Genomic DNA, 22656 nt, shown 5'->3' with positions numbered 1-22656 from the left:
GGACACAGACCATGAAAGGCGACTTCTCGCGGGTGAGCTTCGACCCCCGCAACCATTTCAGCCAGGTGCTGCTGCAACAGGGCCGGGTCACCCTGGACGCGGATCCCAACGAGCAAAGCGCGATCTTGCTGCACTACCTGCGCACGCTCGCGCGCGACCTGTTCGGGCCGTACGCCGCGCCGGTCGACAACGCCGGCTTCGACCTGCAGCTCGACGGCGACGACGGCGCGCTGACGCTGGACATCGGCGCCGGGCGCTACTACGTGCAAGGCCTGCTGTGCGAGAACGAGGGCTGCAGCTACATCGACCAGCCGCACTTCCATCCGCAGCCGCAAGGCAAGGAGCAAGGTTCCGGCGACCCCCTGCGGCGCTGGCTGGAATCGTCCAACCGCGACGACGAAGCGCGCTTCTGGGTCTATTTGAAGGTGTGGGAACGCCATCTCACCAGCGTCGAATTTCCCTCGCTGCGCGAGGTCGCGCTCGGCGGCCCCGACACCTGCAGCCGCGCCCAGGTGGTGTGGCAGGTGCGCGCGCTGGCGCTGGACGAGATCGAACAGACCTTGCAACGGCGCATGGAAGAACTCAAGAAACGCGCCGATGCGACGCAGGACACCACCGAGCGCGATCGCCTGCTCGCGCGCATCCAAGACCTCGACACGCGCCTGAGCCAGTTGCGCGAGGACTACCGGCAAGGCTGCGCGGCGCCGCTGGCGCTGTTCGACCGCGACGGCGCGCCGACGCTGGCCGCGCAACTCAAGCAGCCCGACCGCTTGGACGACCCGTGCATCACCAGCCCCGACGCCGAATACCGCGGTGCCGAGAACCATCTGTACCGGGTCGAGATCCACCGCGGCAACGAAGACGGCGGCACCGCCACGTTCAAATGGTCGCGCGACAACGGCAGCGTGCTGACCCGCTGGATCGGCGGCGGCGGCAGCCGCTTGGAGGTGGCGAATGCGCGCGACTTCCGCGACGCCCAGTGGATCGAGCTCAGCGACGAGGACGACGACCTGCTCGGCCTGCCCGGCTCGCTGTGCCGCATCGCCAGCGTCGAGGGCAATACCCTGATCCTCAGCGCCGAACAGGACCGCCTCGCCGGCGCGACCACCAAGGTGCGGCGCTGGGACCAAAGCGCCAACGGCGACATCCGTCTGAGCGACGGCGCGGTTCCGGTCAGCGACGACAAAGGCGACTACGGCTGGATCGATCTGGAAGACGGCGTGCAGGTGCGCTTCGCCGACGGCGATTACCGCACCGGCGACTACTGGCTGATCGCGGCGCGCACCACCGGCAAAATCGATTGGCCGCAAGACGCCGCCGGGCAAGCGCGCTATCTGCCGCCGCGCGGCGAGGATCCGCAGTACGCGCCGCTGGGTTTCGTCGGCCCCAATTCCGACGGCAACCCGACCGCCGAGACGCCGTGCCGCTGCCTGGTGCATCCGACCAGCACCTGCGGCCTGCTGCAGGGGCGCGTGCGCGACACCAATGGACGCGACGTGGCGAAGCCTCAGAACGTCGCCATCGCCGCCGCCGAGACCGCGACGGCCGCGACGGCCGCGACGGCCGCGACGGCCGCGACGGGCAAGGCGAACACGGCCAAGGTCGCCAAGAGCACGGTCAAACGCAAGGACGGTTGAAGCACGCGCGCGTCCCGGCGAACGCGCGCCCGGGACGCGCACGCTGGCGCGGGCGCCGCGCCGGCGCGCCCGACGCAGCAAGGCAAGCCTGCGCGCGCCCGGCGCCATCGCGGCGCGGGCGTAAGATAGCGCCCTGCCCGCTTCGACCATGGCCCGCGCTTGAACAAATTTTCCGACCTGCAGACCTTCGTCGCCGTGGTCGAGGCGACCAGCTTCTCCGAAGCCGCGCGGCGCCTGGGCACCACCAAGTCGATCGTCAGCGAGCGCATGACCCAGTTGGAAAAGCGCCTCGGCGCCGCGTTGCTGCGGCGCACCCGGCCGCTGCAGCCCACCGAGGCCGGGCATGCCTTCTACGAGCAAGCGCGGCAGTTGCTGATGGACCTTGAGCGCGCCGAGCAATCGGTGCAGGACGCCCAATCCAGCCTGCGCGGCAGCCTGCGCATCGCCGCGCCGATGGCCTTCACCGCCTGCCACCTCGGCCCGCTGCTGGCGCGCTTCGCGATGCGTTATCCGCAGTTGTGCGTAGACGTGGAGGCCGACGACAAACTCGCCAACCTGCGCGAAGGCCGCTTCGACATGGCCATCCGCATGAGCCGGCTGGCCGACTCGGACCTGATCGCGCGCAGCGTCACCGTCAACCGCCATCTGATCTGCGCCAGCCCCGCTTACCTGCAAGCGCGCGGCACGCCGCGGCATCCCGACGAACTGCGCGACCACGACGGGCTGATCTACTTCAACCGCGAACCCAATGCGATGTGGAGCCTGCCGGTGGATGGCGTCGCGCAGTCCTTCCGCATCGGCGCGCGCTTGCGCGCCGACTCGGCCCATCAGCTGCTCGAAGGCGCGCGCGCCGGTCTCGGGCTGGCGATCCTGCCCAGCTTCCTCGCCGTGCACGCCTTGCTGGCCGGCGAACTGGTGCCGGTGCTGGGCGAGTACGCGCCCTCGGGCGGACACATCGCCACCGTGTACCGCAAGAGCGCGCGCACGCCGTCGAAGATCCAGGCGCTGACCGAGTTCCTGAGCGAAGAAATCGGCCACCCGGCGCGCTGGGACGCGCAGTTGGCCGAGGCGGGCTTGATCGCGTTGGATTGAACGCGTCGCGGCGCGGCGCACCCGTCGCGCCACGCGAACCCGGATAAGCGAACCGCGCCGGCGCGAGCCAGCGTAGCGCTCGCGCGCCGCCGTCGTCGTTCGGAAAAACCGAACCCGCGATTCGCATCGCGCCATCTGTACCGATCCCGGCGCGGTGCCTAACGTGCTGCGCATGAGGCGGGCACCGGCCCGCCCGGGAGAACAGCCATGCACCACGGCGAAACGCCGAACACGATCCGCCGCGGCCTCGTCGCCGGCCTGGCCGCCGCGCCCGCGGCGCTGGCGCTCGGCGCGACGCCCGCCGCCGCGGCGACGGCCCAGACCACCGCGACCCGGACCGCCTCCGCGCCGCGCGCGCGCCAGCGCACCGGCGACGACATCGATGTGCTGATCGTCGGCGGCGGCTCCGCCGGCGCGGTCATGGCCGCGCGCCTGAGCGAACGCGACAGCCGCCGCGTGTTGTTGCTCGAAGCCGGCCGCGCCTATCGCGCCTGGGACTACCCCAACGTCATCGCCAGCAGCGACCGCCTCGGCGGCGACGCCGAACACGAATGGGGCTACCGCACCCTGCCCGGCTATGTCGGCCATCCGATCCACGCGGTCCGCGGCAAGGTGCTCGGCGGCAGCTCGGCCATCAACGGCGCGGTCGCGCTGCGCGCGCGGCCGCAAGACCTGCGCCACTGGAACCTGCCCGGCTGGAGCTACGACGACCTGCTGCCGGCGTTCAAGCGCCTGGAAACCCGCGACGGCGGCAGCGACGCCCTGCACGGCCGCGACGGCCCGCTGCCGGTGCGGCAACTGCTGCGCGACGACCTCACCCCGATGCAGCGCGCCTTCGTGGACGCGACCCGCGCCCAAGGCTATCGCGCCATCGACGACTTCGACGGCGCCGACGCGCACGGCGTCGGCGCGTATCCGATGAACATCGTCAACGGCGTGCGCGTCAACACCGGCATGGCCTACCTCAGCAACCCGGTGCGCGCGCGCGGCAATCTGCGCATCCGTGGCGGCGCGGCGGTCGATCGCGTGCTGTTCGACGGCGGCCGCGCGGTCGGCGTGCGCCTGGCCGACGGCGAGGAGATTCATGCCGGCGAGGTCGTGCTCAGCGCCGGCAGCTACGGCAGCGCGGCGATCCTGTTGCGTTCGGGCATCGGCCCGGCCGCCGATCTCGCCGCGCTCGGCATCGCCAGCGTCGCCGACCTGCCGGTCGGCCGCGGGCTCAAGGACCACCCGTTCTACTACAACGCCTACGCCGCGCGGCCGGAGCTGATCGGCGCGCAGTCGCCGGCGATCGGCGCCAAGCTGTGGACGCGCAGTTCCAGCGCCGCGCCGGGCGATCTGGACCTGCACATCACCGCCACCCATCTGTTCCCGCACGAACTCAGCCCGACCAAGCTCGGCTTCGTACTGGCGGTGGCGCTGACCCGGCCGCGGTCCGTCGGCTCGCTGCGCTTGGCCAGCGCCGATCCGCTGGCCGCGCCGGTCATCGATCTCAACTTCCTCGCCGACCCGCTCGACCGCGCGCGCCTGCTCGAAGGGGTCAAGCTCGCGCGCCGCATCGGCGCGACCGCGCCGTTGAGCGGGTTGATCCATTCCGAACTCGGGCCGGGGCCGCAGGCGCAAAGCGACGAGGAAATCCACGCCGCGATCAAAGCCACGCTCGACACCTACCATCACCCCACGTCGACCGCGCCGATGGGGCGCGCCGACGACCCGCGCGCCGTGGTCGACCTCGAAGGCCGCGTGCACGGCGTCGAACACCTGCGCGTGGTCGACGCCTCGATCTTCCCCGACACCGTGTCGGTCGCCACCAACATCACCACCATCGCCGTCGCCGAACACATCGCGCGGCGTTACGCCTGAACCCGAGAGCCACGCACCGCATGAACACCGATACCCCCACCGCATTGCATTGGATCGACGGCGAATGGATCGATTCGCCGCAACACCGCGGCGCCCTCGACCCCGCCACCGGCGCGGTCATCGGCCGCTACGCCGACGGCGGCGAAGCCGAAGCCCAGGCCGCCATCGACGCCGCCGCGCGCGCCTTCCGCGACGGCCCGTGGCGGCGCGACGCCGCGCTGCGCGCGCGGGCGCTGGAAGAACTCGCGCAGGCCTTCGAGCGCCACAGCGAGGAACTGATCGAACAGCTCGCGCTGGAGAACGGCAAGATCAAGCCCGAAGCCCGCTTCGAGGTGAGCATGGTGCCGTCCAAGCTGCGCTTCAACGCGGCGCTGGCGCGCACCGAGTACGGCCGCAGCGGCACGCCCAAGCCCGATGCGCTGTCGATCGTGCTGCGCGAGCCGATGGGCGTGGCCGGCATCATCGTGCCGTGGAACTCGCCAGTGGTGCTGATGATCCGCTCGCTCGCGCCCGCGCTCGCCGCCGGCGCCACGGTCGCGATCAAGATGCCCGGCCAGACCGCGCTGACCAATTCGCTGGTCGCGCGGATCATGGCGCAGGCGCCGTCGCTGCCGCGCGGCGTCGTCAACCTGTTCAACGAATCCGGCGCGGACGGCTCCAAGTTGCTGGTCGCCTCGCCGCAGGTGCCGGTCATCAGCTTCACCGGCTCCACCGCCACCGGCCGGGCGATTTCCGCGGTCGGCGCGCAGCGGCTCAAGCGCTTCGGCCTGGAACTCGGCGGCAAGACCCCGCACGTGGTGTTCGACGACGCCGACCTCGACGCCGCCGTGCCGGTGCTGGAGAAATCGCTGACCGTGTTCGCCGGCCAGTTCTGCATGACCGGGTCGCGCCTGCTGGTCCAACGCGGCGTCGCCGAACGCTTGCGCGAACGCTTGGCCGCGCGCCTGAGCGAACTGCGCGTCGGTCCCGCCGCCGACGAACGCAGCGAGATGGGTCCGCTGATCGACCGCGCCAACGTCGCCCGAGTCGACCGTCTGGTCGAACAAGCCATCGCCGACGGCGCGCGCGCGATCGTGCGCGGCGGCCCCGTCGCCGAGGGCGAACTCGCCCGCGGCGCGTTCTATCGCCCCACGTTGCTCGAAGTGCAGGACTCCAAGCTCGACATCGTCCAGCGCGAGACCTTCGGCCCGGTGCTGACCCTGCAAGTGTTCGACACCGAAGCGCAGGCGATCGAGCTGGCCAACGACAGCGAGTACGGCCTCGCCGCCGGCGTGTGGACGCGCGACGTGCACCGCGCGCTGCGGGTCGCGCGCGAGCTGGATTCGGGCACGGTCTGGATCAACGACTGGGCCAAGATCTACGACGAATTCGAGGAAGGCGGCTATCGCCAGTCCGGCCTGGGCCGGCTCAACGGCGCGGCGGCGATCGACGATTTCATCGAGTACAAGCACATCACCGTCGCCACCGGCGCCGGGCTCTGAACTTCGGCGCCGCGGCGCCGGACCCGTTTCGCTCCTCGGCCGGCCGCCACGGCGCCGGCCGCTTTTTCCTCACGATTCCGAATATCCCGATGAACCCGAACCTGCTTCCCGCGGCGCTGCTGCTCGCGCGCCTGCTGATGTCATCGATCTTCCTGATCTCCGGCCTGTCCAAGCTGTCCCATCCCGACGCGGTCGCCGCCTACATGCAGGCCAGCGGCGTTCCCGCCGCGTTGTTGTGGCCCACGGTCGCGTTCGAACTGGCCGCCGCCGCGCTGCTGATCGCCGGCTTCGCCACCCGCGCGACCGGCGCGCTGCTGGCCGGCTTCTGCGTGGTCACCGCGCTGTTGTTCCACGCCAACCTCGGCGATCAGATCCAGCAGTTGATGTTCCTCAAGAATCTGGTCATGGCCGGCGGCTTCCTCGCGCTCGCCGTCGCCGGCGCGGGGCGCTGGAGCCTCGACGGGCGGCGCTCGTGAGTGCGCGCATTGCGCTGCTGTGCGCGCTCGCCTTCGCCAACCTCGCCCATGCCGGAACCGCCATGACCGACACCGAAGACCTTATCCCCACGCGCCTGGTCGAAACCCTGTACGCCGGCGCCGGCGAACACCCCGGACAGCGCGTCAACCACGCCCGCGGCGTGCTGCTCGCCGGCCGCTTCGTCGCCTCCGCGCAGGCGCGCGCGCTGAGCCGCGCGACGATCCTGCAAGGCCGACCGGTCGCGGCGCTGCTGCGCTTCTCCAACTTCGGCGGCGATCCCGACCTCGCCGACAACGACCCGCGCGCCAATCCGCGCGGGCTCGCCCTGCGCTTGCTCGACGGCGACGTCGTCCAGGCCGATTTCGTCGGCCACTCGGCGAACGGCTTTCCGGCGCGCACGCCCGAGCGTTTCCTGGCCTTCCTGCGCGCCGCCAACGCCGCACCGGCCGACCCGGACGCGTTCGCGCGCCACCTCGACGCGAATCCCGAAGCCAAGCGCTTCCTCGCCGCGATTCCGCCGACGCCGAAGAGCTACATCAGCCAGCCTTACTACTTCATGCACGCCATGGCGCTGAGCGCCGCGGACGGCCAGCGAACGTTGGGACGGTTGTGGATCGAGCCGGCCAACGGCGTCGAGCGTTGGAACGAGCAAGAAGCCGCGACTCTGAATCGCGATTTCCTGCGCCGCGAGCTGGCGCAGCGCATCGCCGCGGGCGGAGTGCGCCTGAAGCTGATGCTGCAACTGGCCGGGGACGGCGACGCGCTCGACGACATCAGCGCGCCGTGGCCCGCGCAGCGCCGCAGCATCGAACTGGGGACCTTGACCCTGGACCGGATAGTCGCCGACCCGCAAGCCCAAGCCGCGATCATGTTCGATCCCGCGCGCTTGCCGCCCGGCATCGAAGCGGCCGGCGACCCGATGCTGCAAGCGCGCAGCCGCGCCTACGAGATTTCGCTGCGCCGGCGCAGCGGCCAGGCGTCCACGCCGCCCAAGCCGTGAGCGACGAGGCGACGCGCGAGGGCCGCGCGCCGCCGGGTTGACCCACGCTCCGCTCCCGGCATAATCGCCCGGTCGAAACGGCAGGCTTGGTCTGGGTAGGCCCAAGCCCTTTTCCGTCCCGGAAAAGCTCTGGTCGCGCGCCGCGCGCGATCCCCGACAGTCCCGCGCGCCTCGCGCATCCGGGCCTGATCGGTTGCCATCGACTTCGATGCCGTTCCGACAGGCCGCTTCTCAGGAGCCGCCCATGTCCGTGTTCGATCCGTCCAAACCCGTTCTCGTCTTCCTCGCCGCCGGCGTGCAGGGCGGCGCCGTCGTGCGCGCCGCGCTCGCCCGCGGGCTCAAGGTCCGCGCGCTGGTGCGCGACCGCGCGCGCGCCGCCGCGCTCGCGGCGCCCGGCGTCGAACTGGCCGAGGGCGATCTGCGCGATGTCGCTTCGCTGCGTGCGGCGTGCGTCGGCATCGAACGCGCCGTTCTGCAAGTGCCCATCGGCGCGCCCGAAGCGATGCGCGACGGCGCCCGCAACGCGCTCGCTGCGTTCGCCGCGACCGGCGTGCGCGCCTTCGCGCTCAAGCTCGCCAGCGCAAGCCGGCCGCCGCCGTGCGCGGAACCGAGCTTCGTCGGCAATGATGCGGTCGAAGCCGAAGCGCGACGCTCCGCCCTGCCCTTCGCCGTGGTCCGGCCGACCCTGTATCTGGACAATCTGCTGAAGCCGTCGGCGCGCGCGGACATCGTTCGCCACGGCGTGTTCGCGCCGCCGCTGCCGTCCGCGCAACGCGTCGCCTGGACCTGCGCCGACGATTGCGCGCGCGCGGCGCTGATGCTGTTGGAACGCGGCGCCTTCGGCGGCGATCATCGGATCGCAGGGCCGCACAGCCTGAGCGGCGAGGAATTCGCCGCATGCGTGAGCCGCGGCCTGGGCCGGACGATCCGCTACCGCGCTCAACCGCTGGACGAATTCGAACGCGACATCGACGCCGCCCTAGGCGCGGGCGTCGGCCGCCGGGTCGGTTCCAAGTTCCGTTACTTCGCCGGGCATCGCGAAGAAACCGAGACGATCCTGGCCGCCCCGTTCGCGGCGCAGCGCGGCCTGGAAGGCTTCGCGCCGACCGGCGTCGAAGCGTGGGCGAACGCGCATCGCGGCGAGTTCGACCGCGATGCGAATGCGGCGGGATAAAGCCGCCGCCGCGCCGGGCCATGCACCCGAACGCTCATCTCCCGCAAAAAAAACGCGCCGGCCGAAGCCGGCGCGCCGAGGGTCGTCAGAACTTGTAGCCGACGGTGAAGCTATAGCTGCGCCCGAAGATGCTGGCGTAATCCGGCGAGTCGCCGAGGAAGCTGTTGGGATCGTAAAACGGCAGACGATCGAACAGATTCTTGACCGTGACGCCGACGTTGATCTTGTCGGTCGGACGCCAGTTCAGGCTCAGGTTCGCCGTCCACCACGACGGCGCGCCGTCGCACTGCGGCTTGGGCACCGGCAGGTAGCCGCCGGTGCAGGTCTGCTCGTTATTGTCCAACTCGTCCACGCGCTCGCGCGCCCACTTGGTGCCGCCGACGTAGTTGACGAAGACGCTGGTGGTGAACTTCTGGTAGTTCCAGTCGGCGTTGATCGTCGCGCGCAGACGCGGGTTGTTGTAGTAGCCGACGGTGTCGCCGTAGAACCAGCCGTTTTCGTCGTCGAGGTAGGAGCGGTTGCGGCCGGCGATGGTCGCGGCCAGACCGACGTTGAGGTTGCCCCACTCGCCCAGCGAGAAGCGGCTGCGCGCGTCGATGTCGAAACCGTCGATCAGGGTGCGGCCGCGGTTCTTGTACTGGCCGACCACGCTGGCGACGTTGCCGACGGTATAGCCCGGCAGCGTGCCCGGGCAGGCCACGCCGCTGGCCGGGTCGGCGCACATCGCCGCCAGCGCCGCGACCGCGGCGCGGTCGGCGTCGGTGATCGGCGAACGGATCAGTTCGGAGATGTCCTGGATCTTGCTGAAGTCCGGCGCGGCGATTTCGTTGCGGCGGTACACGAACCAGTAGTCGGCCGAGACCGACAGCCAATCCAGCGGCTCGAACACGAAGCCCAGCGTGGCGATCTTGGCCTTCTCCGGCTTCAGATCCTGGTTGGGCTGGGTCATGCGCGCGACCGTGCGGCTGCAATCGGCGTTGAGCAGCGAATTGCCCAGATCCACGTCGCCGCCGCGGCGCGACTGGCGCAGCAGATTGGCGATGGCGTTGGTCTCGGCGCAGCGCTGTTCGTCGCGGAAGCCGCCGAGCTGGGCGAACACGCCGCCGGTGCCGGCCTCGGCCAGACTCGGCGCGCGGAAGCCTTCCGAGTAGGTGCCGCGCAGCAGCAACTGCGGCAGCACCTGGTACTTGATGCCGATCTTCGGCGCGACGTTGGCGCTGAAGTTCGGGTACTTGTCCACGCGCAGCGCGGCGTCGAGTTCGAGCTTGTCGGTCAGCGGCGCGACCGTTTCGGCGAACAGCGCATAGGTGTTGCGCTTGCCGTCGAACCACGAGCCGCCCTGCTGGGTGATCAGGCCGCGCGCGGCGTCCTCGTTGCCCGGGGTGTAGAAGGTCTCGCGGCTGATGTTGAAGCCGAACGCCGCGCGCATCTCGCCGCCGCGCAGCTGCGCCAGCGGGCCTTCGATCTTGCCGTCGAGGGTGTGCAGGCGGGTCCAGGACTGGATGTCGAAGGTCGGATACGCCTCGCGCAGCAGCGCCGCGTTGGCCTCGCTGATCTCGCCGAACTTGTACGCGGGGTGATCGGAGATGATGACGCGGCCGGTGCCCGGATCGACGGTGAACGGGCCGAACGCCTTGCGGAAGCCGTCGAGGTTGACGTTGATCGTCTGGTAAGTGATCGAATGCGTGCCGGCGGTGGCGAACGCGGTTTCCCAGTTCCAGTCGCCGAAGTTGCCGCGCAGGCCGGCCAGGGCGCGATAGCTTTGGTCGGTGTTGCGCTGGCCGAAGTAGTTCTTGCCGGCGTCCTGCAACAGGTAATTCAGGCCGACCACGCCGCCCATCATCGCGCGCAGCTCGGGGCTGGCGCGGTTGTACTCGTTGTTCGGGCCGAGGAACGGATACAGGAACTGATTGACCGTGGCGCCGGTGTCGCGCGAGAACCAGCTGGTCGGATTGCCGGTGGTGGTGTTGAAGGCGCGCGGCGTGCCGCCGTTGGCGCGCAGGTCGATGTCGGTGTAGGTCAGCTCGGCGAAGCCTTCGGTGCTCTCGCCGATCAGGAAGTGGGCGTTGACGTAGCCGGTCATGCGCTCGGTCTGCGCGCCGGCGTCGATCTCGTTGTTCATCCAGGTCTGCCAGATGCAACGCGGGCCGGCGGCCTCGCCGGTGAGCACGTTGTTGCAGCCCGGCGCCGCCTCTTGCACGCGCCGGCCGGTGGCCGGATCGAAGGCGAAATACGTACCGGGATTGAACTCGCCCGGCTTGCTGCCGGTGCCCAGACGCAGGTTCTTGATGTAGTTCGGATTGTTGAGGTAGTACTGGTTCGGCCGCTTGTCGTAGAAATCGCTCAGCGGAATCGCGTCGCGGCGATAGAAATTGAACGAGCCGTAGACGTTGAAGCGGTCTTCGTTGAGATCGCCGAAGCCGCCGGTGATGCTGGCCTGATGCTCGCCGTAGGAATCGATGCGCGAGGACGTGTCGGTGGTCGCGGTGACCTCCAGCCCCTGGTAGTTGCGCTTGGTGATGACGTTGATGACGCCGGCCATCGCGTCGGTGCCGTACACCGCCGAAGCGCCGTCGGTGAGCACTTCCATGCGCTCGATCGCCGCGGCGGGGATCGAGTCGATGTTGACGAACTGGGTCTGGAACCCGGCCGGCGCGCCGTAGTACGACAGGCGGCGGCCGTTGAGCAGCACCAGCGTGGCCTGCGCGCCGAGGCCGCGCAGATTGGCCTGCGAGGCGCCGTCGGAACCGGTGAACAGCGAGCGCGAATCCTGCTGCGCCGGACGCGCCGCGGGCAGGTTGTCGAGCACCTGCAGCAGCGTGCGCGCGCCCATGTTCTCGATGTCCTGCTTGCTGATGACCTGCACGGGCGAGGCGGTTTCCACGTCCAGGCGGCGGATGTTGGAACCGGTGACTTCCACCCGCGACAGTTCGGTGGTCTTGTCCTTGGCCTCCGGCGCGTCCTGCGCGGCGGCGAGAGGCGCTTGGCTCAGCAACGCGGCGAGCAGCGCCAGCGACAGCGGGGTGTTGGAAATGCGGGGACGACAATGGGCGCGATGGCGGTGCGTGCGGCGGCTGGCGGACAACATCGGAACTCTCCTGGCAGGATGACTGCGGCGCGGATGGCAGGAATAAGGGCAACAGCGATCCCGGGCCGCGGCCGGTCGGCCGCAGTCGGTTTGGGCGGGGGGAGGAGCGGTGTTACGTCTTGCGCGGTGCGTGTTCGGCGTTGCGTCGTGGGGTCAGCGGGTTCGGTGGCGAAGATTCGGACGGGTCGTGGTCATGGCGCGAGGATGCTGGCGGCATCGCCCTCCTGGCCGATCAGTACGGCGTTGGCCCAGTTGGCGCAGACCTGGGCGGGTTGGCTGCCCTGCGCGCCGAGCGTGCGCAGGCTCAAGGCGGACAGGCCGCGGATGTCGAGTTCCGGCTTGACCACGCCGGGCGCTTTGACCAAGCCGCTGTCGTAGAGCAGGCGGCCGTCGCCCCAGACCTGGAACTGCAGGCCGCCGGCGGCGCGGCACGCGTCGTCGATGCCCAGATCCGCGCGCAGCAAACGCCACTGGCCCTGCAAGCGCAGATCGATGCGGCTGCTCGCGCCGACGCCGAGGCCGCGGCGGAACAGCAAACCGTTCATGCGCAGCGGCGCATCGCCGCGGAACGCGCGGTCGGCGCGCGCTTGTGTGGCCAGCGCGGCCGGCAACGGCAGCTCGGAGAGATAGCGTTGCTGTGCCGGCCGCTCCGGCTCTTGGTGTTCGAGGATGTGGAAGCTGGACAAAGCGATCGGGCCGACGTCGCGCGGCTGTAAAGCATCGACCGCGCGCGCGGCGCCGCCCTGCGCGGCGACGACCATCGGGTCGCTGCCGGAGGCGCCGTCGCCCTCGGGGTTCTGCACGCTCAGCACGCGGAAGCGCAGCAAGCGGCCGGCGTGCGCCGGGAAGTCGATGCGCTGCATCTCCTGCTTGAGCTGCAGGCGGCCGCGCGCGACCGGTTCGCCCCACTCGCCGTTGCTGTCGCCCAGGTACACCTCGTAATCGCGCACCTGACCATGCTTCCAGTGTTGGTCGTTGCGCGGCGCCAGCTCGATGCCGTCGATCAGCTTGCGTTCGCCGAAACCAATCGTCCATTCGTGCGCGCCGGTGCGCACGGCTTGGTTGCGCACGCTGCGGAACCACGTCTTGGCATCGTCGTCGAAGGCGTTTTCCAGCGCGTGGCCGGGCTCTTCGGCCGGACGGTTGACCACCAGCAAGCTGTCGGCGGGCAGCGCGCGGCCCAAGGCCGGCGCGGCCGGATACGCGTCGTCGGCGTCGGCCTTGGCGACCGCGATGTCGAGCGCGAACTGCAGCGGCTTGCGGATATCGACCGCGGCGGTGCGCACGTGCACGGTGCCCTTGCGCTCGGCCGGATCGAAATACCAGCCTTCCGCCGCGGCCTGCCACGCCGCGGCGTCGGCGAGCTTCGGCAACGCGCGCCCGTCCAGCGACACCGCGCGCGGCGCCTGCCGGCTCAGCACGCGCAGCGCGTAGCGGCGCTGCGGCAGCTGGCCTTGGTACTGGCCTTGGACCGCGTCGATCGCCACCGTCACCGGGCCGCTGCCCTGCGCCGGCGCGCTCATGCGCACTTGCTGGGTGCTCGACTCGCCTTGTTCGTAGCGGCGGGTGTTGCCGTCGTCCTCGTACATCGCGTACTGCGAATCGCCCTGCGGATACACGTCGAAGGTGATTTCGTCGAGCGGCTTCTCGCCGTCGTAGAGCATCGCCGGGTGCATCGGCACGATCGCGCCGGCGCGCACGAACAGCGGCAGCGTGGCCAGATCGACCGGACGGTCGAGGTCGCGGCCGGCGGCGCCGGCCTGCACGGCGCGGCCGTCCCAGTAATCGATCCAGCGGCCGGCCGGCAGGTGGATGCCGCGCCGCCAGCCGCGGCTCGCGGCCTGGCTGCGGTACACCGGCGCCACCAACAAGTCGCGGCCGAGCAGGAACTGATACTTGTAAGCCTCGTCGCGCGCGTGCGGGTCTTGCGGGTAATCCCACATCATCCCGCGCACCGGCGGCGCGCCGGTCTGCGCGGCTTGGTGGGTCAGGCCGTACATGTACGGCGTCAGCCGCATCTTCAACTTCAAGTAATCGCGGTTGATGCTGCGGTAGGGCTCGTCGAACCACCACGGATGCTTGCGCGCGTTCGACGACCAGCCCGACATGCCCATCAGCACCGGCGTGAACGCCTTCCATTGCAAGTCGCGGGTGTAGGTCTCGGCGCTGCCGCCGAAGATCGCGTCGACGTCGCCGGTGGCGTAGGCCATGCCCGACAGGCCCGAGCCGATCAGGGTCGGCACGTGCCAGCGGATGTAGTCCCAACTCGCGCTCTGATCGCCGGTCCACGCCACCGCATAGCGCTGGATGCCGGCCCAGCCCATCACCGTCCACAGGAACGGGCGCGAGTCGGAGTTGTGCAGGATGCCGTTGAACGCGGATTGGTTGGCGTCCATCGCGAACTGATAGCCCTTGCCGGTCCAGGCCACGTCGAGCTTCTGCACGCGGCTGCCGGCGGTGCCGACTTCCCAGGCGATCTTGTCGACGCCGTTCTCGGTCCACAGGCCGGTGCGGAAGCCGTACTTGGCCAGTCCCTTCACCGTTTCGGGTAGTTGCTTGTAGCCGCAGCCGTAGCCGTCGTTGGGCAGGATCCAGCCGCCGGGCATGTCGTGTTCGCGGTACTGCCGCGCCACGCTCTCGACCACGTCCGGCGTGGTGCCGGTCGGGCCGTCGTGCCAGCCTTCGGGCACGGTGCCGGGCTTCTTGACGTTGTCGCCGTCGTTGTAGCAATCGGCGTCGCCGTAGGACAGCGCCCAGCGCGGCAGCAAGCCGGCGCGGCCGGTGAGGCGGGTGTAGCGTTCGAGCAGGCGCGGCAGATCGCCGACGAAGTAATACGCGTCGAAGCGGTCTTCGCGATGCAGCAGCGTGGCCTGATCGGGCTGGCGCAGATCGTAGCTGCCGTCGCTCCAGGTGTTGCGCAACATGCCCCAGCCGCGCGAGCTCAGCAGCATCGGCGCGGGGCTGGGACGGTCGCCTTCTTCCCAGCCGCCGGAATACGAGACTTCCAACTCGCGGCCTTTGAATTGGTAACGGCCGTTCTGCTGGCCGCCGCCGTAGAACGCTTCGTCGGCTTGCGACGACAGCACTTGCACGCTTTGGCTCGCGTCGAGATCCAGCGGCTGCAATTCCTGCCACAGCGGCGCGCGGCGTTCGCCGTCGATGCGCTCCAGGCTCAGCTTCAGCGGCTGCCGCTGCACGTGCAGCACCAGCGCGCCGGTGCGCACGCGCACTTCGTTCGCGTCTTCTTCCAGCGCGGCCTCGGTTTTGCTGGCCGGCTGCGGCAGCACGATCGGCGCGGCCTTGTCGCCGGCGGGCGCGAGCTTGCCGCGGCGGCCGGCCTGCACCCGCACGATGTCGTCGGCGAGTACCTCGATGCGCAGCACGCTGCCGGTATCGGTGCTCAGCTCCCAGTTCGGCGTCGCGCCGTCGCCGGCGCGCACCGCGCGCAGGTTGCCGACCGGCTCGGCCGCCGCCGGCAACGCCGACGCGGCCAACGCGGCCGACACGGCGCCGGAGAGGATCGCGCTCGACAGTCGCGGACGACGCACACGGAATTCCACCTTGCCCCCAAGGCCCGCGCTGCGGGCGAAAACCGAAGAACGAAAAGCGAGTGCGGCCGACTCTAGGGCAGGTTTTCGAAACCTGTCAATGAATTGAAAGGAAAAAGGAAGAATTTCTTCGTCAAAACGAAAGATTGTGCAGCGCAATACTTTCTAAACATGCTGAAAATGCCTGTTAAGCCCGCAACGAAAGCCGAACCCGCTGCAGCTTTCGCTTTGATTCGAGCGGCTCGCAGACGAAGCCCGTTCGGCCAATTTCTTTTGTTTTACTTTCGATAATTGACTTTCCGAAAGAAAACGCTGATCGTGCCGTCGCTCAACAGGGATCTTTCATGGACGCCACTCCGCTTTCCGATTCGTCCGCCTGGCAGCGCCTGGGCGGAGCCGACACCGCCGCCGAGATCGCCCAGCAACCGGCGTTGTGGGAACAACTGGCGCAGGATTTGGCGCAGGCGCGCGAACGCGTGCACGCCTTCCTCGGCGACCGCCTCAACGACCCGAACCAGCGCGTGCTGTTCACCGGCGCCGGCAGCTCGGGCTTCATCGCCGACCTGGTCGCCGACCGCATCAACGCGCAATGGCCGGCCGACGTGCGCGCGGTGCACACCACCAGCCTGCTCACCCATCCGGCGCTATACCTGCAGCGCGACCGCCCCACCCTGCTGGTGTCGTTCGCGCGCAGCGGTTCCAGCCCGGAGAGCGTGGCCGCGGTCGAACTGGTGCGCGCGCAGGTCGAACACGCGCGTTTCCTCGACATCACCTGCAATCCCGACGGCGAACTCGCGCGCCGCGCCGCCGGGCGCGAGGACACCTGCACCCTGCTGATGCCGGCGGCGAGCTGCGACCGCGCCTTCGCCATGACCAGCAGCCTGAGCTGCATGCTGTTGACGGCGCTGAGCGTGTTCGACGCCGCGCCGTGGGAGCAGCGTCTGGAGCATCTGCGCCAAGTCGCCGCGCTCGCGCGCGAAGGCCTCGCGCAGTGGGACGCGGCCGCCGGCGCGCTGGCGCAGCGTCCGTTCGACCGGGTGATCTACCTCGCCAGCGGCCCGCTGGAGCCGCTCGCGCGCGAAGCCGCGCTGAAGGTGCTCGAACTCACCGCCGGGCAAGTGCTGGCGCTCGCCAACACGCCGCTGGGGTTCCGCCACGGCCCCAAGTCCACGCTCGACGGCGACACCCTGGTGGTGGTGATCCGCAGCGCGTACGCGTTGGCGCGCCGTTACGAACAAGACCTGCTCGACGAACTGCGCCGCGACGGCGTGGCGGGGCAGGTACTGGCGATCGGCCCGCATTCGGACATCGGCGGCGACGACGAGCACACCCTGCGCGTACCGCCGCTCGACGACAGCTGGCTGGCGCCGGTGTGGCTGACCTTCGCCCAGATCTACGCGCTGCAGCGTTCGGCCGCGCTCGGCCTGACCCCGGACAATCCCTTCCCCGACGGCACCGTCAACCGCGTGGTCAAGGGCGTCACCATCCATCATGGCTGAGCATCATGGCTGAGGCAGCGCGCACCGCGGTCGGTTACGGCATCGACATCGGTGGCACCAAGATCGAACTGGTCGCTTGCGATGCGAAGACGCTCGACGTGCGGCATCGCCGCCGCATCGCCACGCCGCAGGGCGATTACCACGGTTTCCTGGCCGCGCTGGAACAGTTGGTGGCCGACGCCGACGCCGAACTCGCGCAGACGGACGCGGCGGTCGGCATCGCCCTGCCCGGCGTGCGCGACCGCCGCAGCGGCTTGCAGCTCAGCGCCAACGTGCCGGCGCTGACCGGCCGCGCCGTCGCCGCGGATCTGCAGGCGCGGCTGCGCCGGCCGCTGCGTTTCGGCAACGATTTGCAGTGCTTCGCCTTGTCCGAAGCGCACGGCGGCGCGGCCGAAGGCTATCCGAGCATGTTCGGCGCGATCCTCGGCACCGGCGCGGGCGGCGGCTATTGCCTCGACGGCCGCCTGGTCGCCGGCTTCAACGGTTTGGCCGGCGAATGGGGCCACTGGAGCGTGCCGGCGCATCTGCTGCAACGCCACGGTTTGCCGGTGATCGAGTGCGCTTGCGGTCTGCGCGGTTGCGTGGAGCGTTATGTCTCCGGCAGCGGCTTGGTCGCGCTGTACCGCCACTTCGGCGGCGACGCGTCCGAAGCCGGCGCGGTGTTCGCGCAGGCCGACGCGGGCGATGCGCGCGCGCGGCAGGTGCTGGCGATCCATCTGGATCTGCTCGGCCACAGCCTCGCCGCGCTGGTGCTCGCGGTCGACCCGCACGTGATCGTGCTCGGCGGCGGTTTGTCGCAACACGCGCCGCTGTACGACGTGTTGCCCGCCGCGGTGTCCGCGCATCTGTTCGCCGGCGTGCAAGTCCCGCCGATCGTGCCGCCGCGTTTCGGCGACGCCGGCGGCGCCCGCGGCGCCGCCTTGCTCGCTCTTTCTTGATTTTCTCGTCCTCTGAAGCCGTCTTCGCTGGAGCTGCGCCCATGTCGCCCGTGCAATCGCTGATCGCCTCCCACCGCCAAGGCCGCAACGTCGGCTTGTACAGCGTGTGCTGCAGCAACGAGCTGGTGCTGCGCGCGGCGATGGACGTGGCGCGCCGCCACGACACCTTGCTGCTGATCGAGGCGACCTCCAATCAGGTCGATCAGTTCGGCGGCTACACCGGCATGACGCCGCCGCAGTACCGCGATTACGTGCTGCGGCTCGCGCGCGAAGAAAATTTCCCCAGCGAACGCCTCGTGCTCGGCGGCGACCACCTCGGCCCCAACGCGTGGCAAAAGCGCCCGGCCGAGGAAGCGATGGCGCACGCGCGGGTGCTGATCGAAGCCTACGTCGCCGCCGGTTTCCACAAGATCCACCTCGACTGCAGCATGTCCTGCGCCGACGACCCGACCCCGCTGCCCGACGCCGTCGTCGCCGCGCGCTCGGCCGAACTGGCGCGCATCGCCGAACGCACCGCCGCCGCGCACGGCTTGCCGCCGCCGGTCTACGTGATCGGCACCGAAGTGCCGGTGCCCGGCGGCGAAGCCTCGCTGGCCGGCGGTTTGGCGGTGACCACGCCGCAGGCCGCCGAACAGACGCTGGCGATCCACCGCGACGCGTTCGCCGCGCCCGATCTGGCCGCCGCCTGGGAACGGGTGATCGCGATGGTGGTGCAGCCCGGCGTCGATTTCGACCACAGCAGCGTGCACGACTACGATCCGGCCGCCGCGCGCGCGTTGGCGGATTTCCTCGAACGCCAGCCGCGCATCGTGTTCGAGGCGCACTCCACCGACTACCAGCGCGAAGACGGCCTGCACGCGCTGGTGCGCGATCACTTCGCCATCCTCAAGGTCGGTCCGGCCGCGACCTTCGCTTACCGCGAGGCGCTGTTCGCGCTGGCCGCGATCGAGGCCGAGCTGCTGCCGCCGGAACGACGCTCGAACCTGCCGCAGACGCTGGAACGTTGCATGCTCGAAAACCCGCGCCACTGGCAGCAGCACTACCACGGCGACGAACGCGAGCTGCATCTGTTGCGCCTGTACGCGCTGAGCGACCGCTGCCGCTATTACTGGGGCGAACCGGCCCTGGTCGCCGCCGTGCAGCGCCTGTTCGACAACCTGCGCGCGCACCCGGCGCCGTTGGTCCTGCTCAGCCAGCACCTGCCCGAGCAGTACCGCGCCGTGCGCGCCGGCGCCCTGGCCAACACGCCCGACGCGCTGGCGCGCCACCGCATCGGCCTGTGCCTGGACGAATACGCCCGCGCCTGCTCGGCCAACGCCGCCGGCGCGCGCGCTGCCGTCGCCGCGGCGAACGGCTAATCTTCGGTTTTCTCCGCGGACACTCCGATGGCCATGCGCAATACCCGCTCCCGCCGACAACAGATCCTGCAATGCTTGATCGAGCAGGGCTCGGTGCAGGTCGCCGAGTTGGTCGAGCGCTTCGAGGTGTCGGCGGTGACCATCCGCGCCGACCTCAGCCATATCGAATCGCAAGGCCTCGCCACGCGCACCCACGGCGGCGCCACCCTGGTGCGCACGCCGCCGCAGGAGCAGGACATCCATGAGAAGGATGCGCTGAACCTGCCGCTGAAGGAGCGCATCGGCGCGCGCGCCGCGCAGTTGGTGCAGGCCGGCGACAACATCATCATCGATTCGGGCTCCACCACCATGACCCTGGCCCGCCACCTGCGCGGCCACCGCGACGTCACGGTGATGACCAACGGCCTCAACATCGCCTGGGAACTGGCCAACGCGCCCGGCGTGGACGTGCTGCTCAGCGGCGGCTTGCTGCGCAAGCAGTCGCTGTCGCTGCAAGGCAGCCAGGCCGAGGCCAGCCTCAACGCCTACAGCTTCGACACGCTGTTTCTCGGTGTGGACGGCCTGGACCTGCAGTTCGGCCTGACCACCCACGACGAGGCCGAAGCCCGCCTCAACCACCGCATGGTCGAGCGCGCGCGCCGGATCGTGGTGCTGACCGACGCCTCCAAGTTCGGCCGGGTCAGCCTGCACCGCATCGCCCGCCTCGACCAAGTCCACGCCATCATCACCGACGCCGGCATCGACGACCGCTACCGCGAGGGTCTGCTGCGGCTGGGCATCGAAACGATCATCGCCGAGCCGCTGCCTTGACCGAACTCCGCGCCCTGCAGGGCCGCATCCTCACTCCCGACGGCTGGCGCCGCGGGCGCATCGAATTCGACGGCCGCATCCGCGCCATCGAAGACGTCGCCGGCGCCAGCGACGAATGCATCGTCCTGCCGGGCTTCATCGACCTGCACGTGCACGGCGCGGCCGGCGTCGATCTGATGCAGGGCGGCGAGGTCGCGCGCACCATCGCCCGCGCGCACGCGCGCTACGGCACCACCGCCCTGCTCGGCACCACGATGACCGCGGCCGAAGACGATATCGTCGCGGCGCTGCGCGGTCTCGCCCAGGTCATCGCCGCGCCCGATGCGGACGCCGCGCAAATACTCGGCGTGCATCTGGAAGGGCCGTTCATCAGCCCGCACCGCCTCGGCGCGCAGCCGCCGCTGACGGTGGAGGCGACGCTGGAATCGGTGCGGCGCCTGCACGCGCTGGCGCCGATCCGGGTGCTGACCCTGGCGCCGGAAATTGGCCGCCACACCGAACTGATTCCGGCGCTGTGCGCGCTCGGCATCCGCGTCCAGCTCGGCCACAGCGCCGGCACCTACGAGGAAGGCCTCGCCGCGCTGCGCGCCGGCGCCTCGGGCTTCACTCACTTGTTCAACGGCATGACCGGCGTGGACCACTACAAACCCGGCATCGCCGCGGCCGCGCTCGCCCACGCCGAATACGCCGAACTGATTCCCGACCTGCAGCACGTGCATCCCGGCGCGATCCGCCTCGCCCTGCGCGCGATCCCGCGCTTGTACGCGGTCACCGACGCGACCGCCGCCACCGGCATGCCCGACGGCGAATACGCGCTGGGTTCGCAGCGCGTGCACAAATGCCTGGGTTGCGTGCGTCTGGCCACCGGCTCGCTGGCCGGCAGCGCGCTAACCATGGATCAGGCGCTGCGCAATCTGGTCGACGTCGGGCTCGATCTGGCCGATGCCTCGCGGCGCGTGTCCGCGTTCCCGGCGCAGTACCTGGGCCTGAGCGACCGCGGGCGGCTCGAACCCGGCGCCTGGGCGGATATCGTCGTGCTGGATTCGCAGCTGCGCGTCGCGCAGGTGCACGTCGCCGGCCGGTCCATCGATCTGTCCTGAGGCGCGCAGCGCGACGGCTCGCGATCGGCGCACGCCTGCGCATCGCACGTCGACGCCTCATGCGGAACACCGTTCGAGCGGCGCCATCGGCCGTCGGTCGATTGCTCCGATCCGCTCCGGCGCGGTGCGATCCGCCGCGACCAGGGCAAGCCGCCGCGTACCGGCGCGCTTGGATCCGCCGCGCACCCGCCGCGCGCTCCGCTGGTACGCCGCAGCCGCGCGTCCATCCGAAACCCGGCCCTCGCCTGTCCAACCCGGGCCCGAACTGCGTTCGACTTAGGTGCGCCGCGAACCGGCACATCCGTCCGCTTCGCCCGCCGGAGCAGCGACCGCGCTGCCCGACTCATCGCCACACGGACTTCGGAGCATCCATGAAAAAGTCATTGACGACGCAATCGCCCCTCCGCCTCGCCGCGATCTGCCTGGGCCTGGCCCTGACCGGCGCCGCCGTCGCCGCGCCGCCGGGCGGCATCGGCACCACGCCGGCGCCGCAGCCCGCGGGCGATTGGCGCGCGCGGGTGAAGTACCTGCATCCGCACAGCGGCCCCGATGGCCGCTATCTGACCTGGAGCTACGCCGACATCGTCGCGTCGAGCCAGGAAAGCTGCGATGCCCAGCTGCAGACGTGGTACTCCGGCGGCAACACCGTGATCGTCGAGTACTGCCACCTGGTTCCGTTCGGCGGCTGAGCCCAGCGGGCCGACGCGGCGCGCGCATCGCCGCGACGATCCGCGGCCGTTCCCGCACTCACCCGGCCGGCCGCTGATGCGGCCGGCTTTTTATCGAACGCGACCGCTGCGACCGACGTGCGTCCGAGCATCCGAACGCCGCATCCTCGCTCGGACTCGCAAACGCCGCATCCTTCAACCGTCGCTCTTGCGAAAGCCGGAACCCGTTTCGACGTGGCCGTCGCGCGCTTATCGCGCACCGTTCGTCGCGAAGCCGTCTTCGACCGACACGCCGCATCGACGCACCACCTCAACCGCGCAACGATTCCGCCGCCGCGCCCACCAATTCGCGCACGTCCCCGACCCAACCCGCACGGTCTTCCGCCGTGCTCGCCGCCATCGGCCCGTACATGCGCCGGGTCACCGAATCGACGCCGCACAAGCCGAAAATGCTGGTCTTCCACAGGCTGTCCAGCGGGTCGCCGAACACGCCGCGCTCGCGTTCGGCCGGCGTGTTGGAGGTGTTGAACACGAACGCGGCGCGGGCGCGCAGCAAGCCGACCGGCACGCCGTCGAGCCCGGTTCCTTCCGGATAGGCATAGGCCGTATCCAAGCGGAATACGCGGTCGACCCAGCCCTTGAGGATCGCCGGCGGCTGGCTCCACCAATTCGGATGGAACACCAAAATCAGATCGGCTTGCTTGAGTTCTTCGCAATGGCGCTCGACCAGCGCATCGTCGGACGCGGTGTTCAGCGCTTCGCCCACCGGCTGCACCGGGTTGAAGCCCTCGGCGTACAGATCGTGTTCGCGCACCTCGAAACCGGCCTCGCGCAAGGTCGCGGCGGCCTGCGCGGCGAGCGCGTGACTGAAGCTGATCGGGCTCGGATGGGCGACGACCGACAGAGCGAGCATAGGGATCCCC

General features: G+C 70.1%; 16 protein-coding genes. 13 read left to right on the top strand and 3 right to left on the bottom strand.

Annotation, left to right across the window (positions count from 1 at the left end):
* Positions 1-11 precede the first annotated feature (11 nt).
* The 7 genes from J5226_RS11530 (at position 12) to J5226_RS11500 (ending at position 8724) form a co-directional block, all read left to right on the top strand.
* A complete protein-coding gene (locus J5226_RS11530) occupies positions 12-1637 on the top strand; it encodes a DUF6519 domain-containing protein (RefSeq protein WP_215840018.1) in 1626 nt (541 codons plus the stop codon).
* A 159-nt stretch (positions 1638-1796) separates the two neighbouring features.
* A complete protein-coding gene (locus J5226_RS11525) occupies positions 1797-2729 on the top strand; it encodes a LysR family transcriptional regulator (protein WP_215840017.1) in 933 nt (310 codons plus the stop codon).
* A 207-nt stretch (positions 2730-2936) separates the two neighbouring features.
* Entirely contained in the window at positions 2937-4592 is a 1656-nt protein-coding gene (locus J5226_RS11520; protein WP_215840016.1) for a GMC oxidoreductase, read from the top strand.
* A 20-nt stretch (positions 4593-4612) separates the two neighbouring features.
* A complete protein-coding gene (locus tag J5226_RS11515; protein WP_215840015.1) occupies positions 4613-6073 on the top strand; it encodes an aldehyde dehydrogenase family protein in 1461 nt (486 codons plus the stop codon).
* An 89-nt stretch (positions 6074-6162) separates the two neighbouring features.
* Complete coding sequence (locus tag J5226_RS11510; RefSeq protein WP_215840014.1) at positions 6163-6549, top strand: DoxX family protein; 387 nt, start codon at positions 6163-6165, stop codon at positions 6547-6549.
* Entirely contained in the window at positions 6546-7550 is a 1005-nt protein-coding gene (locus J5226_RS11505) for a catalase (RefSeq protein WP_215840013.1), read from the top strand. The genes J5226_RS11510 and J5226_RS11505 overlap by 4 nt, the downstream gene beginning before the upstream one ends.
* A gap of 244 nt (positions 7551-7794) precedes the next feature.
* Positions 7795-8724 carry an NmrA family NAD(P)-binding protein gene (locus tag J5226_RS11500; protein WP_215840012.1) on the top strand — a complete coding sequence of 310 codons (930 nt, stop codon included), beginning with the start codon at positions 7795-7797 and terminating at the stop codon, positions 8722-8724.
* 85 nt (positions 8725-8809) lie between these two features.
* Here J5226_RS11500 and J5226_RS11495 read toward each other — a convergent pair whose 3' ends face one another.
* Together J5226_RS11495 and J5226_RS11490 are read right to left on the bottom strand one after the other, a co-directional pair.
* On the bottom strand, positions 8810-11812 hold the full coding sequence (locus tag J5226_RS11495; protein ID WP_215840011.1) for a TonB-dependent receptor: 3003 nt from the start codon (positions 11810-11812) through the stop codon (positions 8810-8812).
* A 191-nt stretch (positions 11813-12003) separates the two neighbouring features.
* Positions 12004-15372: a TIM-barrel domain-containing protein gene (locus tag J5226_RS11490; RefSeq protein WP_215840010.1), complete on the bottom strand. Its 3369-nt coding sequence runs from the start codon at positions 15370-15372 to the stop codon at positions 12004-12006.
* 332 nt (positions 15373-15704) lie between these two features.
* On the opposite strand from J5226_RS11490, the gene J5226_RS11485 reads away from it, so the two are divergent.
* From J5226_RS11485 to J5226_RS11460, 6 genes are all read left to right on the top strand, one after another.
* Positions 15705-16859 (top strand): SIS domain-containing protein, encoded by a 1155-nt coding sequence (locus J5226_RS11485; protein ID WP_215840009.1) that lies wholly within the window; start codon positions 15705-15707, stop codon positions 16857-16859.
* A gap of 5 nt (positions 16860-16864) precedes the next feature.
* Entirely contained in the window at positions 16865-17797 is a 933-nt protein-coding gene (locus J5226_RS11480; RefSeq protein ID WP_215840008.1) for an ROK family protein, read from the top strand.
* A gap of 41 nt (positions 17798-17838) precedes the next feature.
* Complete coding sequence (locus J5226_RS11475) at positions 17839-19155, top strand: D-tagatose-bisphosphate aldolase, class II, non-catalytic subunit (RefSeq protein ID WP_215840007.1); 1317 nt, start codon at positions 17839-17841, stop codon at positions 19153-19155.
* Positions 19156-19188: 33 nt separating this feature from the next.
* Positions 19189-19965, top strand: a complete 777-nt coding sequence (locus tag J5226_RS11470) for a DeoR family transcriptional regulator (RefSeq protein ID WP_215840006.1) — start codon at positions 19189-19191, stop codon at positions 19963-19965.
* Complete coding sequence (gene nagA, locus J5226_RS11465; RefSeq protein ID WP_215840005.1) at positions 19962-21065, top strand: N-acetylglucosamine-6-phosphate deacetylase; 1104 nt, start codon at positions 19962-19964, stop codon at positions 21063-21065. Before J5226_RS11470 ends, nagA begins: the two co-directional genes overlap by 4 nt.
* 371 nt (positions 21066-21436) lie before the next feature.
* On the top strand, positions 21437-21754 hold the full coding sequence (locus J5226_RS11460) for a hypothetical protein (protein ID WP_215840004.1): 318 nt from the start codon (positions 21437-21439) through the stop codon (positions 21752-21754).
* A 289-nt stretch (positions 21755-22043) separates the two neighbouring features.
* On the opposite strand, the gene J5226_RS11455 is transcribed toward J5226_RS11460, so the two are convergent.
* On the bottom strand, positions 22044-22646 hold the full coding sequence (locus J5226_RS11455) for an NAD(P)H-dependent oxidoreductase (protein ID WP_215840003.1): 603 nt from the start codon (positions 22644-22646) through the stop codon (positions 22044-22046).
* Positions 22647-22656: the final 10 nt, after the last annotated feature.

Source organism: Lysobacter sp. K5869 (genome assembly GCF_018847975.1).
Lineage (GTDB): Bacteria > Pseudomonadota > Gammaproteobacteria > Xanthomonadales > Xanthomonadaceae > Lysobacter.
The sequence above is the reverse complement of the archived record's forward strand: the minus strand, read 5'-3'. Positions and strand labels throughout refer to the sequence as shown.